Source organism: Aeromonas molluscorum, assembly GCF_051376105.1.
In the GTDB taxonomy this organism is placed as follows: domain Bacteria; phylum Pseudomonadota; class Gammaproteobacteria; order Enterobacterales; family Aeromonadaceae; genus Aeromonas; species Aeromonas molluscorum.
Window position 1 is genome coordinate 355,746 of record NZ_JBPQCY010000003.1, and the last position, 13,586, is coordinate 369,331.

12 protein-coding genes are annotated in these 13,586 nt (G+C 60.6%); 4 read left to right on the forward strand and 8 right to left on the reverse strand.

Features of this window, described 5'->3' with window-relative positions:
• Positions 1-118 precede the first annotated feature (118 nt).
• Genes ACSMDR_RS20935 through ACSMDR_RS20945 form a run of 3 tightly spaced genes read left to right on the forward strand, consistent with a single transcriptional unit; the run spans position 119 to position 5,056 of the window.
• On the forward strand, positions 119-1,357 hold the full coding sequence (locus tag ACSMDR_RS20935; RefSeq protein WP_436469562.1) for an ABC transporter substrate-binding protein: 1,239 nt from the start codon (positions 119-121) through the stop codon (positions 1,355-1,357).
• Positions 1,354-3,765, forward strand: a complete 2,412-nt coding sequence (locus tag ACSMDR_RS20940; RefSeq protein ID WP_436469563.1) for an ATP-binding protein — start codon at positions 1,354-1,356, stop codon at positions 3,763-3,765. The genes ACSMDR_RS20935 and ACSMDR_RS20940 overlap by 4 nt, the downstream gene beginning before the upstream one ends.
• A 13-nt stretch (positions 3,766-3,778) precedes the next feature.
• Positions 3,779-5,056 carry a sigma-54-dependent transcriptional regulator gene (locus tag ACSMDR_RS20945; protein WP_436469564.1) on the forward strand — a complete coding sequence of 426 codons (1,278 nt, stop codon included), beginning with the start codon at positions 3,779-3,781 and terminating at the stop codon, positions 5,054-5,056.
• Between the two features lie 82 nt (positions 5,057-5,138).
• On the opposite strand, the gene ACSMDR_RS20950 is transcribed toward ACSMDR_RS20945, so the two are convergent.
• The gene (locus tag ACSMDR_RS20950) at positions 5,139-5,555 is read right to left on the reverse strand and encodes a hypothetical protein (protein WP_436469565.1); all 417 of its coding nucleotides are present in this window, start codon (positions 5,553-5,555) and stop codon (positions 5,139-5,141) included.
• 199 nt (positions 5,556-5,754) lie between these two features.
• Between ACSMDR_RS20950 and ACSMDR_RS20955 the strand changes: the two genes are divergently transcribed.
• Positions 5,755-6,069: a hypothetical protein gene (locus tag ACSMDR_RS20955; protein ID WP_436469566.1), complete on the forward strand. Its 315-nt coding sequence runs from the start codon at positions 5,755-5,757 to the stop codon at positions 6,067-6,069.
• A gap of 68 nt (positions 6,070-6,137) precedes the next feature.
• Here ACSMDR_RS20955 and ACSMDR_RS20960 read toward each other — a convergent pair whose 3' ends face one another.
• The 7 genes from ACSMDR_RS20960 to ACSMDR_RS20990 form a co-directional block, all read right to left on the reverse strand.
• Complete coding sequence (locus ACSMDR_RS20960; RefSeq protein WP_436469567.1) at positions 6,138-6,938, reverse strand: Cof-type HAD-IIB family hydrolase; 801 nt, start codon at positions 6,936-6,938, stop codon at positions 6,138-6,140.
• Positions 6,939-7,079: 141 nt separating this feature from the next.
• Entirely contained in the window at positions 7,080-8,120 is a 1,041-nt protein-coding gene (locus ACSMDR_RS20965; RefSeq protein ID WP_436469568.1) for an alpha/beta fold hydrolase, read from the reverse strand.
• Positions 8,110-8,856, reverse strand: a complete 747-nt coding sequence (gene trmH / locus ACSMDR_RS20970) for a tRNA (guanosine(18)-2'-O)-methyltransferase TrmH (RefSeq protein WP_436469569.1) — start codon at positions 8,854-8,856, stop codon at positions 8,110-8,112. The genes ACSMDR_RS20965 and trmH overlap by 11 nt, the downstream gene beginning before the upstream one ends.
• Before the next feature lie 118 nt (positions 8,857-8,974).
• Positions 8,975-11,092, reverse strand: a complete 2,118-nt coding sequence (gene spoT, locus ACSMDR_RS20975; protein ID WP_005897951.1) for a bifunctional GTP diphosphokinase/guanosine-3',5'-bis pyrophosphate 3'-pyrophosphohydrolase — start codon at positions 11,090-11,092, stop codon at positions 8,975-8,977.
• Positions 11,093-11,223: 131 nt separating this feature from the next.
• On the reverse strand, positions 11,224-11,499 hold the full coding sequence (gene rpoZ / locus ACSMDR_RS20980) for a DNA-directed RNA polymerase subunit omega (protein ID WP_005307060.1): 276 nt from the start codon (positions 11,497-11,499) through the stop codon (positions 11,224-11,226).
• A 77-nt stretch (positions 11,500-11,576) separates the two neighbouring features.
• Positions 11,577-12,203 (reverse strand): guanylate kinase, encoded by a 627-nt coding sequence (gene gmk, locus ACSMDR_RS20985; RefSeq protein WP_436469571.1) that lies wholly within the window; start codon positions 12,201-12,203, stop codon positions 11,577-11,579.
• 253 nt (positions 12,204-12,456) lie between these two features.
• Positions 12,457-13,563 (reverse strand): glycosyltransferase family 9 protein, encoded by a 1,107-nt coding sequence (locus tag ACSMDR_RS20990; protein ID WP_436469572.1) that lies wholly within the window; start codon positions 13,561-13,563, stop codon positions 12,457-12,459.
• Positions 13,564-13,586: the final 23 nt, after the last annotated feature.

The following is a 13,586-nucleotide window of genomic DNA, read 5'->3' on the forward strand; positions in this document are numbered from 1 at the left end:
AGGAGTGGCTCATGCCACCGACCACGAATATTTCACCATGTTCCGGATCTTTGAGCTGTCGCACAAAATCCGTTCACCACAGGATGCGTCCCCCCTTATGCAGAGCCCTTGCCGACCGTTGTTCATACTCACTATCGCCTGCTGGCTGTGCAGCGCTGGGGTTCAGGCGGCAGCGCTGACCGTGCTGACCTCTTTCTCGGAGAGCCCGACTCAGGCCATGGTAGAGGGATTTACCCAGCGTCATCCCGAGGTCAAGATTGAGGTTATCTACCGACGCACCCTCTCGGCCCAGCGGCTGCTGAGCCAGTGGGATAGCGCCCCTGTCGACATGGTGCTCTCCTCCTCCCCCACCTTCTTCCACTCACTGGACAATGCGGGCCTGCTCGCCCGCTTGCCCGTGCACACCCAGCCTCCCGCCTGGTTGAGTCCGCATATTCTCGGCCTGGACGGCAAGGTGGCCGTGGTCGGTTACTCCGGGATCGGCATCATGTATAACAGGCGCTATCTCGAGAAATACCGGCTGCCGGTCCCGCACGACTGGCAGAGTCTGGCGGATCCGGTGTTCATGGGGCATGTGATGATGAGTTCTCCCTCCCAGTCCGGCACGACTCATATGATGGTGGAGAGCATCTTGCAGCAATATGGCTGGCGGCAGGGCTGGGCCATCCTGATGCAGATCGGCGGCAATCTCTCCGCTATCACGGCGCGCAGCTTCGGGGTCAGTGATGGCATCAGCCGTGGCCTGGCAGGGGCGGGGCTGGTCATAGAGAGCTATGCCCGCACCAGTCAGGCGCACTTCGACTACATAGGTTTCACCCCCCTGCGTCAGGGCGCGATACTACCGACCTACCTGGCGGTGATGCAGGGCAGCCAACAGTCGGCGTTGGCGGGTCAGTTCATCGACTTCCTGCTCTCCGCCGAGGGACAGGCCGTGGTCGGTACTTCCGAGATGGCGAAGGTGACACTCACAGAACCGCAACTGGCGCAGCAGACGGACTTCGTGCTCGACAAGGAGTTGCTCTATCGCCGTGCCAGTCTGCTAAAAGTGCTGTTCGAGCAGACCATCACCCAGCAACTGCCCAGCTTGCGGCTGACCTGGCGAGGCATCGACGAAGCCGATGGGAACGGGAGCGGCAGAGGGGCCGCCCTGATCGCGCAGGCCAGGGTGCGGGCCAGCACACCGCCGCTTACCGAACAGCAGGCGCAGGATCCGGCACTGCTGGCGCTGTTTGACGATTTCTACGAAGGGGACAAGGCGAGCCCGCAGGCGGAGCGCATGCTGCATCAATGGCGTCAACTCACCCAGGACAACCTGAATGCGGCCATGGCGCTGGTCGAACAGGCGGCGCAGCCATGAGGGGCAGAGGCTGGTGGCTGCGCTGGCCCAGTACCCTGGGACGGCGGCTCACCCTGGCCTTCATCGCCATCACGATACTGACCCTTGGCATGGGGGGCACCGCTTATGTGATGTGGGACAGGCTCGGTCGCCAGGTCGGGATGATCGTCGAGGAGAACCTGCCGGCTATCGACGGGGCCTACCAGTTGGAGCGCGCCAGCTCGCGCCTGCTGTTGCAGCTGGCCCAGCTCAGGGACACGGAGGATCTGGGTGACTATCAGCGCCTCTCCCGTCAGGTATCGACGACCTTGCAGGAGATGCGCCAGGCCTCCCTCGCCAGTTCCCCTGACAACAAGGAAACCCCGAGCCAACGTCAGACCTTCGCCGAGTTGGGGGGGCAGGTAGAGCGTCATGGGGACTACCTGCGTCAGCAGATGGATCATCAGGCCACATTGGCACAGATACAAAAACGCAGTGCCTGGCTGCATCAGGATCTGGTGGATGAGGTGGCCCCTCTGCTGCAAGAGATGGAATGGCATCTGACCGGCATGGTCGAAGACGGGGGACAGCATGGTTTCCTGGGGGAGGTCATCAAGGAGTTCTCCACCCTGCAGGATCTCACCTTCAAGGAGAATGAGCTGCAGAGCCTGGTGGAGGAGGTGATCAGCCAACGCTATCAACAGGATCTGGAGAGCGCCTTCCTGTTCATTGGCTACAAAATAGCAGAGATAAACACCCTGACGGCCCGTCTCGCCGATTACCCCTCGACGGTGAGTTATCGTCAGATCCTCAAAGAGATAGTGACCCTGGTCAAACCCGGTGGCCAGCTGCAACGGCTGCTGGCGGAGGATGTGCGCACCCAGCAACAGCTCATCGCATTAGGTCCCCTGCTCGATCGCTCCGTCTCCCGCTACCATGCCAGGGTGAGCCTGCTGGTCACCGATGCCAACCATGCCCTGCGTACCCTGGCGCAGGACAGCAGTCGTCAGGTGGCAACCGGCAAGCGGGTGATCCTGGTGGTACTGGGTACCTCGGTGCTGATCAGTGGCTTCGTACTGGTGGTATTGATCGGACGGCGGCTGATCCAGCGCCTCGATATCCTCAGCCAGGATCTGGCCGGGGTGGCGGCCGGCCAACTGGATCAGCCCATCAAGACGATGGGGCGTGACGAGATAGGGCGGCTGGGGGAGAGCCTGCGCAGCTTCTGCGAGCAGTTGCAGCAGATGGAGAGAACCAATGCCCTCAATCTCATCAACAATACCCAGGCCAGTCTGATCACCTGCTATCCGAATGGCACCATAGAGTCGGTCAACCCCAGTGCGCTGGCCCTGTTTCAGCAGACAGCCATCGAGCCGGAGCAGCCGCTCTGGCAAGTGTTCCCCGGGGAGGCTGGCGCCCAACTGGCGGCACAATTCCAACCCGATCAGCCCTTGCTGCAGACCGGCAGCAGTGAGTGCACCCTCTCGGCCGAGCTGGTGGGAGAGGTGCGCTTTCTCCATTTCAATTTCCGCCGCTTCGAACAGGCCAGGAGGCCAAAGTTCATCATCACCATCACGGACGTGACCCGCCAGGAGCTGACGGCCCGTGAGTTGGGGCGGCTGGTGGCGGAGCGCACCCTGGCGCTGACCGAGAATAACCAGCGGCTGGCCGAGGAGGTAACCCAGCGGGAGCAGGCGCAGCGCCATTTGCTGCAAACCCAGGATGAACTGATCCAGGCCGCCAAGATGGCGGTGGTGGGTCAGGCCATGACCAGCCTGGCCCACGAACTCAATCAACCCCTGTCCGCCATGATGACCTACCTCTATACCAGTCGGGTGAAGCTGGCGGCCAAGGAGGGTCAGGGGTTGGGCGAAGAGCTGGACAAGATAGAGCGGCTGGCCCAGCGCATGAGCCGCATCATCACGGCGTTGCGCAATTTTGCCCGCAAATCGCCAACAACCAGTGCTTTGTGCCGCCTAGACTTGCATGAACTGGCAGAGCAATCCTTGCTGCTGGTGGAGAACAGGGCCAAGCGTGATGGCTGTCGTTTGTCCAATGAGCTGCCCGCCGAGCTCTGGATCCAGGCCGACCCGGGTCTGGTGGAGCAGGTACTGGTCAATCTGTTGGTGAATGCGCTGGATGCCATCGCTGGCCGGGAGCGACGGGAGATCAACCTGTTTGCAATCGAATTGGGGGGCGGGCGGCTGGGCATTGCGATCTGCGACAGTGGTCCCGGCTTTGACGAGGCCATGTTACCCAAGCTGTTCACCCCCTTCACCACCAGCAAAGCGGTGGGGCTGGGATTGGGGCTGACCATCTGCCGCTCCTTGCTGGAACGTTGCCATGGTCAAGTCTGGTTGGGCTCTGCCCTGTCCGGGGGCGCCATGGTGGTGCTGGAATTTGTTGCCGATAAGGTCGATGTGTCCACGGGCGCCGATGGCCATGCATGACGGAGTATTGCCCATGTTGTTAACCCGCAGTCGTATCCCCGATGTGCTCCTGGTGGATGACGATGAAGATGTGCTGGACTCTTATTGCCATCTGCTCACCCTGTCCGGCTATCAGCCGAAGGCGACCACCAGTCCGGAGGAGGGGTTGGCCCTGCTGGACGCGCACTGGCCCGGAGTGGTGATCTCAGACATCTATATGCCGGCGATGAATGGCCTGGATCTGCTGGCCGAGCTGCAACGGATCGATGCCGAGATCCCGGTGATCCTGATCACGGGCCATGGCGACATACCGCTGGCGGTCAAGGCGGTCAAGCAGGGTGCCTTCGATTTTCTGGAGAAGCCCCTGAACCCGGAGGCGTTGCTGGCGCTGCTGGCCAGGGCGCTCGAACAGAGGCGCAACATACTGTCCCATCGCAGCGAGATCCAGACGGCGGTCGATCATCAACTGATCGGCACCAGTCCGCAGATAGTGGCCATCCGCCAGCAGCTCAACCAGTTGGCCCAGACCGACAAGGATCTGATGCTGGAGGGGGAGCCTGGCTGCGGACGCCATACTCTGGCCACCTTGCTGCACAGCATCAGCGATCGCAAGGAGGGTCCCCTGCATGTCCATGATGGCGCCACCTCCCCCGAACTGGCCGAGATCAGGGCGAGCCTGACCCTCTGTGCCAAGGGGACGCTGGTCTTACAGGCTCCCGCCCGGCTCAGCCCGGAGAGCCAGCGTTGGCTGGGGAGTTATCTGCTGGAGCAGGAGCGCAATGGCAGCAAGGCGCAGCGCACCATCGCCTTGTTTGATGAGGCCCCGGAGCGGCTGGTGGAGCGGCATCTGCTGATGCCCGAGCTCTATTACTATCTCTCTCAGGTGAGGATCAAGCTGCCTCGCCTGGCCGAGCGCAGCTGTGACATCATTCCCCTGTTTCGCACCTTCCTGCGTCAGGGCTGCAAGCGGATAGGCCGGCCCCTGCCCCAGGTGGACAGACCCTATCTCGAGACCCTCAAGCGCCACCAGTGGCCCGGCAATATCCGGGAGCTGCGCAACGTGGCCGAGCTCTATGCCGTGGGCATCATCAAGCTGGCCGGGGTTGAGCGAGCCATACCGGCTGCCAATGCCCGGGAGCCCCTCGACGACCTGGTCGAAGAGTACGAAAAGCGCATCATAGAGGACACGCTCTTCCTCTTCTCCGGCCGGGTGGCCGAGGCCGCCAACTACCTTGGTATCCCCCGTAAAAAACTCTACCTGCGCATGAAAAAACATAATCTGGACAAGGAGTTATTCAAGCCACAGAGCTGATCAGGCTCACCCTGAGCCATCAGAGCCATCAGAGCCATCAGAGCCATCAGAGCCATCAGAGCCATCAGAGCCATCAGAGCCATCAGAGGGCGCCATAGTGCGGCAACCAGCGATCGAACTCTGCCAGCATCAGATCCAGGCTGGCCTGATGCTCAGCCCCGAGCAGGCCGCTTGCGATCAGGCCTTGTACGTCGGCTAGCCGGGCTCTGGCCTTGCTGCTGTTGTCGATGAACTCCTGATGCTGAAAGGCGAGGTTGCGCTCGGTGAGACCACCGACGATCAACCCCTGGCCCGCCGCCACTATCTGGTAGAGATCCCGGTAGGCATCCTCCAGGGCGCTCTGAACCGGCAATATCTGTTCGGTTACCGTCCGGTTGATCCGCTGCTGTTCACTGAAGCTGCGGTAGGCCACCGCCATCACGGTGGACATGATGAGCAACACCACTAGGATGGGTACCCTTAACTTGGTGGTAAACGAGAGGTTGTTCAGAAGGGTCATGGGGGCGTCGCCGTGGTGAGGGAGGAGGGCCACATTATCGGAGCTGGCGAATCTTTGATCTCGACAGGAGTCACGGATCGCGACCCTGGATGGCGGAATTTGGGTTAGTGAGGGCCCAAATTCGGTATTTGTCCATTGAGGGAGCCCTTGAGGTATTTCTGACCAATAATCAGGGGGCTGAGTCTGCGAGGGGATGGCTATGAGATGTCCAAGGTGTTTGCGCGAGGGGGTCGACAAGGTGCTGGATGAGCGGGTGGGGCGAGCCTGTTCGCTGGGGATTGGGGCCGCGGGGGGCTATGCGGGGGCGGCGACCCTCGCCAAGGCAGGTGCCATCTGGGGAGGAACTTTGGGGAGTCTTGGCACCCCCCTTGGGGCTCTGCTGGGGGCTATCTGTGGAGGTCTGCTCGGCGGCCTGGGCGCCGGAACCGTTGGCTGGCTAGTGGGGCGTGCCCTGGATCGAGGTCTCTCCGAGGAGTTCTTCTGCAAGGCCTGTGAGCACAGGTTCAAGCGCTAGCCGCTGGCTGAGATCCGATAAAAAAAACGCCCCCAACTCAGTCAGGGGCGTTTTTATGACCGGGTGATTCAGGCGGGCAGCGAGAACAGTTGCTCCAGGTAGACGGCCACCCCATCCTCATCGGAACTCAGGGTGCGTGCGTGCTCGGGCAGCGCCAGCTTGAGGCGGTCATGGGCATTGTCCATCACCACACCGCGCCCAACCATGTCCAGCATCTCGAAGTCGTTCATGCCATCGCCAAAGGCCACCGCCTGGGACATATCCAGCCCATGCTGGGCCAGTACGGCCTGTACGGCATTGCCCTTGTGGACCCCGGCGTGCATCACCTCGAGGCAATCCGGCAGGGAGAAGGTGACATTGAGGCGGTCACCATACCGGGCATTGAGTTCGGCCTCTATGCTCAGCAGCTTCTCGTGTTCGCCGATGTAGAACACCTTGCTGATCTGCTCCTTCGAACAGCTCTGGAGATCGGTCAGTCGATAGCTGAAACCGGACTCATCGTGGAAGTTGAGCAACCAGGGCAGCTCCTCTTCCACCAGCCACTCATCCCCCTGGTAGATGTTGAGATGAATGCTGGGATCCCGGGGCAGAGCGATCAGCTCGGCGGCCACTTCGCTTGGCAGGGACTGGTTGAACACCAGCCGATCCTGCTTATCGTGCACCATGGCGCCATTGGAGGTGATGAGATAGATGTCCAATCCCAAGGAGTCTCGAATGGAGCGCACATCCACGTGATGGCGGCCGGTGGCGACCACGAATTTGATGCCCTGGGCCACCAGGCGGTGCAGAGTGTCGCGGGTGCGGGGGGAGATCTGGTGCTGCTGGTTGAGCAGGGTACCGTCGAGATCGGATACAACTACCTTGAACATCGTTACCTCGGTTTCACGTGAATGCCGGGGCAGTTTACCCCAGCCATCCCACTGGCCCCATTTATTTAGGGTTACAAAAAATACGCAGCTTTTGAGTGTTTTGTGAAGTATGCCGCCACGCAGATGGCGGCATGCCCGGGTTCAATAGCGGCCAAAGAAGTCGAGAATGGCGGTGAGGGCGGGCAGGCGTTTGTCATCGCTCTCGATGAACAGCTCGTGCCAGGCACCCTCGATACGCAGGGGCTTGCCTCCCTCGCAGGGGGCGCGCTGGCAGAAATCGAGCTGGGCCTGGTTGTCGACCACGCTGTCGGCGCCCGCTTGCAGCAGCAGCAGCGGTGTCTTGATCTTGTCAGCCTCCTGGATCGCGCGTTCGCCACCTACCATGCCCTGATAAATCCAGTGGGCGGTGGCGCCGCCCAGCTTGACCTGAGGTGTCTGTTCATATTGCTGGCGGAAGGCGGCATAGCGCACTTCACTGTGGGTCAGCTCGTTGTCCGCAAAGCCCTGATCCTGATAACGTCCCTGCCCGGGACCATAGGGCGGCTCCCCAAACCAGCCTCCGACGGTGCCTATGGTGGCGGCGACTCCCTTGGCGAGCCAGTGGGGCAGGCCCCCCAGGTTGATACCCATCATGGGTGAAGAGAGCGCGGCCGCCTTTATGTCATCCGGCCAGCGTTCCAGATAGCGAGCCGAGATGGCGCCACCCATGGAGTGGGCCAGCAGGAACAGCTTGGCGGGCTTGTCGGCCATGACGACCTGATCGTGGAACTGCTTGAGATCGGCGACATAGTCTTCGAAGTCGAGCACATACCCCTTCTCCTTGTCTGCCAGCAGGCGGCCGGAGAGCCCCTGGCCACGGTGATCGATGAGGTAGAGGCTATAGCCCTGACGCCACAGATCCCGGGCCAGCTCCTGATACTTGAGGTAGGTCTCTACCCGGCCGTTGACGATAATGATGGCGCGATCGCTGTCTGGATTGCGCAGCACGGCGTAGCGGATGGGGATCCCAGCCTTGCCCTGAAACTCCCCCTCGCGGGCGTGGTCGCGCCAGAATTCGGGGAGTATCTGTTGATGGAGAGCGGGAACCTCACTTTCTGTAGTGAGCTGATAGGGATTGTTCACGGCTAGGGCTCCGGCGGATAGCAGGGTCAGGGCCAGCAGGGGCAGGCAGCTAAATTTCATCGGATGGACACTCCATATCCAGGGGGTCATCTTGTTGCGCAGCCCAGCCCTTGCGGGTCAGCTGCATGCGTTGCCACCAGGCGTCATCGGCCAGGATCTCGCCTTGGGAACCCAGCTGCGGGTAGGGCATCTCTTTTTCTTTACAGAGTTGGGCATAGATGGGGTAGCCCCCCTCGAACAAGATGGCATTCTGCTCCTCGGCGTCGAGGGGACAGCCGCGTTGATAGCAACCGGCCAGCTCACGTTGGCGCTGGGCCTCATACAAGATGGCGGCCGCGGCGACCGAGACATTGAGGGATTGCACCATGCCGACCATGGGGATGACGATATGGTGATCGGCCAGGGCCAGCGCCTCCGGAGTGATGCCGAACTTCTCCTGGCCGAACAGGATGGCGGTGGGCTTGGTGTAATCAATCTCGCGAAAATCCACCGACTGTTCCCCCAGGTGGGTGGCCAGGATCTGCATGCCGGAGGCCTTGAGGTCGGTGATGGCGCTCTGGATATCACCATGGAGCGAGATATCGACCCAGTTCTGGCTGCCGCGGGCTGTGCCTTTGCGCTTGTGAATGCTGTTCTTCGGCCAGACCGCGTGAACCCTGTGGATCCCCACTGCATCGGCGGTACGTACTATGGCGGCCAGGTTGTGAGGCTTGTGGACCTCTTCCAGACAGACGGTCAGGTCGAGCTGGCGCATGGCCAGCATGTTGGAGATACGTTGGTAACGTTCGGGGGTCATGGCTGTCTCTATCAAGTCTGTGGTGCCTGTGCCGCTATCTGGCACGGGCGCTCGCTCGTGCATGAGCGGGCCTTGGCGCCTCAATGAAAGCATCAGGCGGCTTGCGCCGCCTGTGGTATCAGTTCTTCTGTCGGCCAACCCTGAGCACGTTGGGCATGACGCGGATCTTGCGCATGATGTTGGCAAGATGAATGCGGCCCTTGGTGGTGATCAGCAGGGTGACCAGATAGACGCGACCATCTTTCTCTTCGGTGCTGATGGCGTGAATGTTGGCACCGGTGGCTGCAATCACGTTGGCCAACTCGGCCAGGGCGCCCTGATGGTTGACTATCTCGATGTGAATACCGGTCTTGAACTCTTGTTCCTGCTCGGTATCCACTTCCCACTGTACCGGCAGGTACTTGTCCGGCTCGCGACTGTAACCCTTGATGTTGCGACAGGACTCCTGGTGGATGACCAGCCCCTTGCCCGGGCTGATGTGGGCGATGATGGCATCGCCGGGAATGGGGCGGCAACAGTTGGCGAAGGTGACCAGCATGCCATCGGCACCCCTGATCGGCATCTTCTTGCTGCTGTTCTTGGGCTGATCACCCTGGGACAGCCCCTCATCCTGCATGCGGCGGGCGACCATGACGCTCATGGCGTTGCCCAGACCGATATCGGCCAGCAGCCCCTGCAGGTTCTCATGCTTGGTATCGGTCAGCACCTGCTTGATGCGGCTCTCGGCAATGTCTTCGATATTCTTGGCACCCAGGGCATGGTTGAGCAGGCGGCGGCCGAGCACCACTGACTCTTCGGTACGCAGGTTCTTGAGGAACTGGCGGATCTTGGAGCGGGCCTTGGTGGTCACCACGAAGTTGAGCCAGGCGGCATTGGGGCGCGCACCGGGCGCCGTGATGATTTCCACCGTCTGACCGGACTGAAGCTGGCTGCTCAGCGGGTAGGGGTGGCGGTCGACCCTGGCGCCGACACAGGCATGGCCGATGTCGGTGTGGACTGTGTAGGCAAAATCGACCGGTGTCGCGCCGGTGGGCAGCTCCATGATGCGACCCTCAGGGGTGAACACATAGATCTCGTCCGGGAAGAGATCGGTTTTGACCCCCTCGATGAATTCGAACGAGCTGCCGGCGCTCTGTTGCAGTTCGAGCAGGCTCTGCATCCAGCGCTGGGCGCGGATCTGGGCCGTGGTGCCCGAACTGTCGCCATCTTGCTTGTATGCCCAGTGGGCGGCAACCCCCTTGTCGGCCATCTGATCCATGTATTCGGTACGGATCTGCACCTCGACCGGCACCCCGTGGGGCCCGACCAGGGAGGTGTGCAGCGACTGATAGCCGTTGGTCTTGGGGATGGCGATGTAATCTTTGAAGCGGCCGGGGCGTGGCTTGTAGAGGTTGTGCATCTGCCCGAGCACCCGGTAACAGGTGTCTATGTCCTTCACCTTGACGCGAAAGGCATAGATATCCATTACCTCATGAAATTGCAGCTCTTTTTTCTCCATCTTGTTATAGATGGAGAACATGTTCTTCTCGCGGCCGCTGATCTGCGCCTCGATGCCGGACTCCTGCAACCGACCCTGGATTTCACTCTGGATGGAATCGATGATCTCCCGGCGATTGCCACGGGCGCGACGCACTGATTCGCGCAGTACCCGGGAGCGCATGGGATAGAGCGCCTCGAAGCCGAGCTCTTCCAGCTCGTTCTTCATGGTGTGAATACCTAGCCGGTTGGCGATGGGGGCAAAGATCTCCAGGGTTTCCCGGGCGATGCGGCGACGCTTGTCCGGGCGCAGAGAGCCCAGGGTTCGCATATTGTGGGTGCGATCGGCGAGCTTGATCAGGATGACTCTGATGTCCTGGGTCATGGCCATCATCATCTTGCGGAAGTTTTCAACCTGGGCTTCCTTGCGATCGCGAAACTTCAGTTTGTCGAGCTTGGAGACGCCGGCAACCAGCTCGGCCACGGCATCACCGAACAGCTCCGCCAGTTCTGCCTTGGTGACCGGGGTGTCCTCGATGACATCGTGCAGTACGGCCGCCATCAGGGTCTCGTGGTCCAGACGCATGTCGCCCAGGATGCGGGCAACTGCCACCGGGTGAGTAATATAGGGTTCACCACTGGATCGCATCTGACCCTGGTGAGCGTCACGGGCTACCACATAGGCTTGCTTGAGTTTCTCAACCTGCTCGGATGGCAGATAGGAACTGGCTACTTCTTTAAGATTTTCAAATAGATACAAGACATGCCCCGCTGCGGTAATTCAGCAATCCGTGGTATTGAGGGTATAGCCCTGAGTTTGCGAGGTTTTCGAGCGGTTGTAAATGGGGGAAGAAGACAGTCGGCACCCGGGCGGGTGCCGACTCGGAGGACTTAACCGCGCCCTTCGGCGATGGCAGCAACGGCAGCCAGCTCGGCAGCTTCCTGTTCTTGCTGCTCGTAACGGTCCTGAGTGTCCATCACTTGGTTGTTCACCAGACCCAGTTCGATCTCGCGCAGGGCGATCACGGTCGGTTTGTCGTTCTCTTCGTCAACCAGGGGGTCTTTACCTTGAACCGCGATCTGACGGGCGCGGCGCGCGGCGACCAGTACCAGGTCAAAACGGTTACCTACCTGTTTTACAGCATCTTCTACAGTAACGCGTGCCATGCAGACTCCAGTGTTTAGACTTTTAGTGTTTAAAAGACGGTGTTTAAAAATGACGCAAAAGTGTACTTGGTTTTAGCTTATTCCGCCAGTAGCTGTTGCAGCAAGTTTTGCTGCGCCTGCTGTTGGCGACACATCTTCAACCGTTGACTCTCTATGATGGCCTTGAGTTGGCACAGCGCCACCTCAAACTCTTCGTTGATGATGACATAGTCATACTCATCGTAGTGCACCATTTCGGCAATGGCTTTCGCCATGCGGCCACGGATCACCTCTTCGCTGTCCTGACCGCGACCAATCAGGCGACGCTCCAGCTCGGGACGGCTCGGCGGCAGTATGAAGATGGACTGCGTTTCCATCTGCTCGCGGATCTGGCGGGCCCCCTGCCAGTCGATATCGAGGAAGACATCGATTCCCTGGGCCAGGCAGGCCTCAATGGCTTCTCTTGAGGTGCCATAGTAGTTGCCGAACACCTCGGCCCACTCCAGGAAGTCGCCGCGCTCGATCAGCGCCTTGAACTCGTCGACCGGCACGAAATGGTAGTGGACCCCGTCTTCTTCCCCCGGGCGCATGGCGCGGGTGGTGTGAGAGACGGAGAGCTGCATACGGCCAGCGGCCTCCGGCTGCTTGAGCAGGGCATTGATCAGACTGGACTTACCCGCTCCGCTTGGGGAGGAGATGATGTAGAGGGTGCCTTGTTGCGCCATGTCAGTACCTTTAAACGTTCGCCGTGTTTTGGTTGTAGCAGAGAGCGCCGTCTCCTGCCCCTCGGGGCGACAGCCAAGCACAAAACACAGAAAATTAAGCAGCAGGGGGATGTAAAGGCGGCAGATGGTAGCAGATGGCCGCAGATAAAAAAACGGCCGGAATCATATTCCAGCCGATCAAAGGATTCGTAGCTTGCTGCGAGAGTTGCCTCTACGCAGAGGCTATTCTGGCGAGGAAATACTCGGGAGACTATCAGGTTATCTCTCGCTGACTGCTCGGGATTTTCGATGGATTGCCCTCTTTGAACCTTTGTTGCCACCATTCGTCGAAGCGGGCGATCACCCGTTCGACCGGCAATTTGGCCATGGCATCGGGATCCTTGAGCCGGGTACGCCAGCTCAGCGCATCAAGGGGCTTGCCGGTTTCGGCTTCGATAAGCTCCTGGTAGACGCTGACGACGCGATCCCGGGCCAGATAAGGGCCGGTGCGAGCCGGATTGTGATGGGCATAGAGGCCGATGACGGGGGTGCCGACCAGGGTTGCCATGTGCGTGGGGCCGGTATCCGGAGCCAGTACCAGGCTCGCCTCCTTGATCAGCGCCAGCAACTGCTTGAGATTGGTCTGGCCGACCAGGTCGACAGGCTGACTGTGGCTCAGGCGTTGTATCTCCCCGGCAAGATCCCGCTCCAGCTGGGCCGGGCCGCCGCACAGCAGCACCCGCATGCCCTTGCGGTTGGCATGATCCGCCAAGGCGGCGTAGCCAGCTGCGGTCCAGTTCTTGAACGGCTTGCTGGCGGCAGCGCAGATGAGCAGGGTCGGTTGACCGGCAATCTGCGCCTTGGCCCAGGCTTGCTGCTCGGCGGGAATGGGCAGTTGCCAATCGGGGGTCAGATCCTTAATGCCCAGCTCGCGGGCGAAGGCGAGGAAGCCGTCCAGCACATGAGGGGAGTCTGGCGAGGGCACCTTGTGATTGGTGAACAGCCATTGACCATCGTTGGCCCGCTCCCGATCGAAACCTAACTTGACTCCGGCCCGGATGCCGAGGGTGGCGATGCTGGCACGCAGGGCGGCCTGCAGATGAAGCAGGGCATCGAACTTGCGGCCTTTGAGCTGCAACCACAGCGCGCGATAGCCACGCCAGCCCTGGCTCTTGTCGAAGGGGATCACCTCGACACCGGGCAGATCGGCAAAGAGCCCTGCTTCCAGCTTGCCGGTTATCCAGGTGATACGGGTGTTCGGCCACTCCCGCTGAATGACCCGCACCAGCACCAGTGCGTGGCAGCAATCACCAATGGCGGAGAGCCGCAATATACAGATTGAAGAGGGTGGCGTTTGGAACGGCAGCATGATGTGGCGCAATAGATGGGAAATCGATGAATGGC

Bases quoted from the DNA above. Each gene is read 5' to 3' on its own strand.
- ACSMDR_RS20945 (WP_436469564.1), top strand. From the start codon at position 3,779: ATGTTGTTAACCCGCAGTCGTATCCCCGATGTGCTCCTGGTGGATGAC.
- gmk (WP_436469571.1), bottom strand. From the start codon at position 12,203: ATGGCGCAACAAGGCACCCTCTACATCATCTCCTCCCCAAGCGGAGCG.
- rpoZ (WP_005307060.1), bottom strand. From the start codon at position 11,499: ATGGCACGCGTTACTGTAGAAGATGCTGTAAAACAGGTAGGTAACCGT.
- ACSMDR_RS20940 (WP_436469563.1), top strand. From the start codon at position 1,354: ATGAGGGGCAGAGGCTGGTGGCTGCGCTGGCCCAGTACCCTGGGACGG.
- ACSMDR_RS20955 (WP_436469566.1), top strand. From the start codon at position 5,755: ATGAGATGTCCAAGGTGTTTGCGCGAGGGGGTCGACAAGGTGCTGGAT.
- ACSMDR_RS20950 (WP_436469565.1), bottom strand. From the start codon at position 5,555: ATGACCCTTCTGAACAACCTCTCGTTTACCACCAAGTTAAGGGTACCC.
- ACSMDR_RS20965 (WP_436469568.1), bottom strand. From the start codon at position 8,120: ATGAAATTTAGCTGCCTGCCCCTGCTGGCCCTGACCCTGCTATCCGCC.
- ACSMDR_RS20960 (WP_436469567.1), bottom strand. From the start codon at position 6,938: ATGTTCAAGGTAGTTGTATCCGATCTCGACGGTACCCTGCTCAACCAG.
- trmH (WP_436469569.1), bottom strand. From the start codon at position 8,856: ATGACCCCCGAACGTTACCAACGTATCTCCAACATGCTGGCCATGCGC.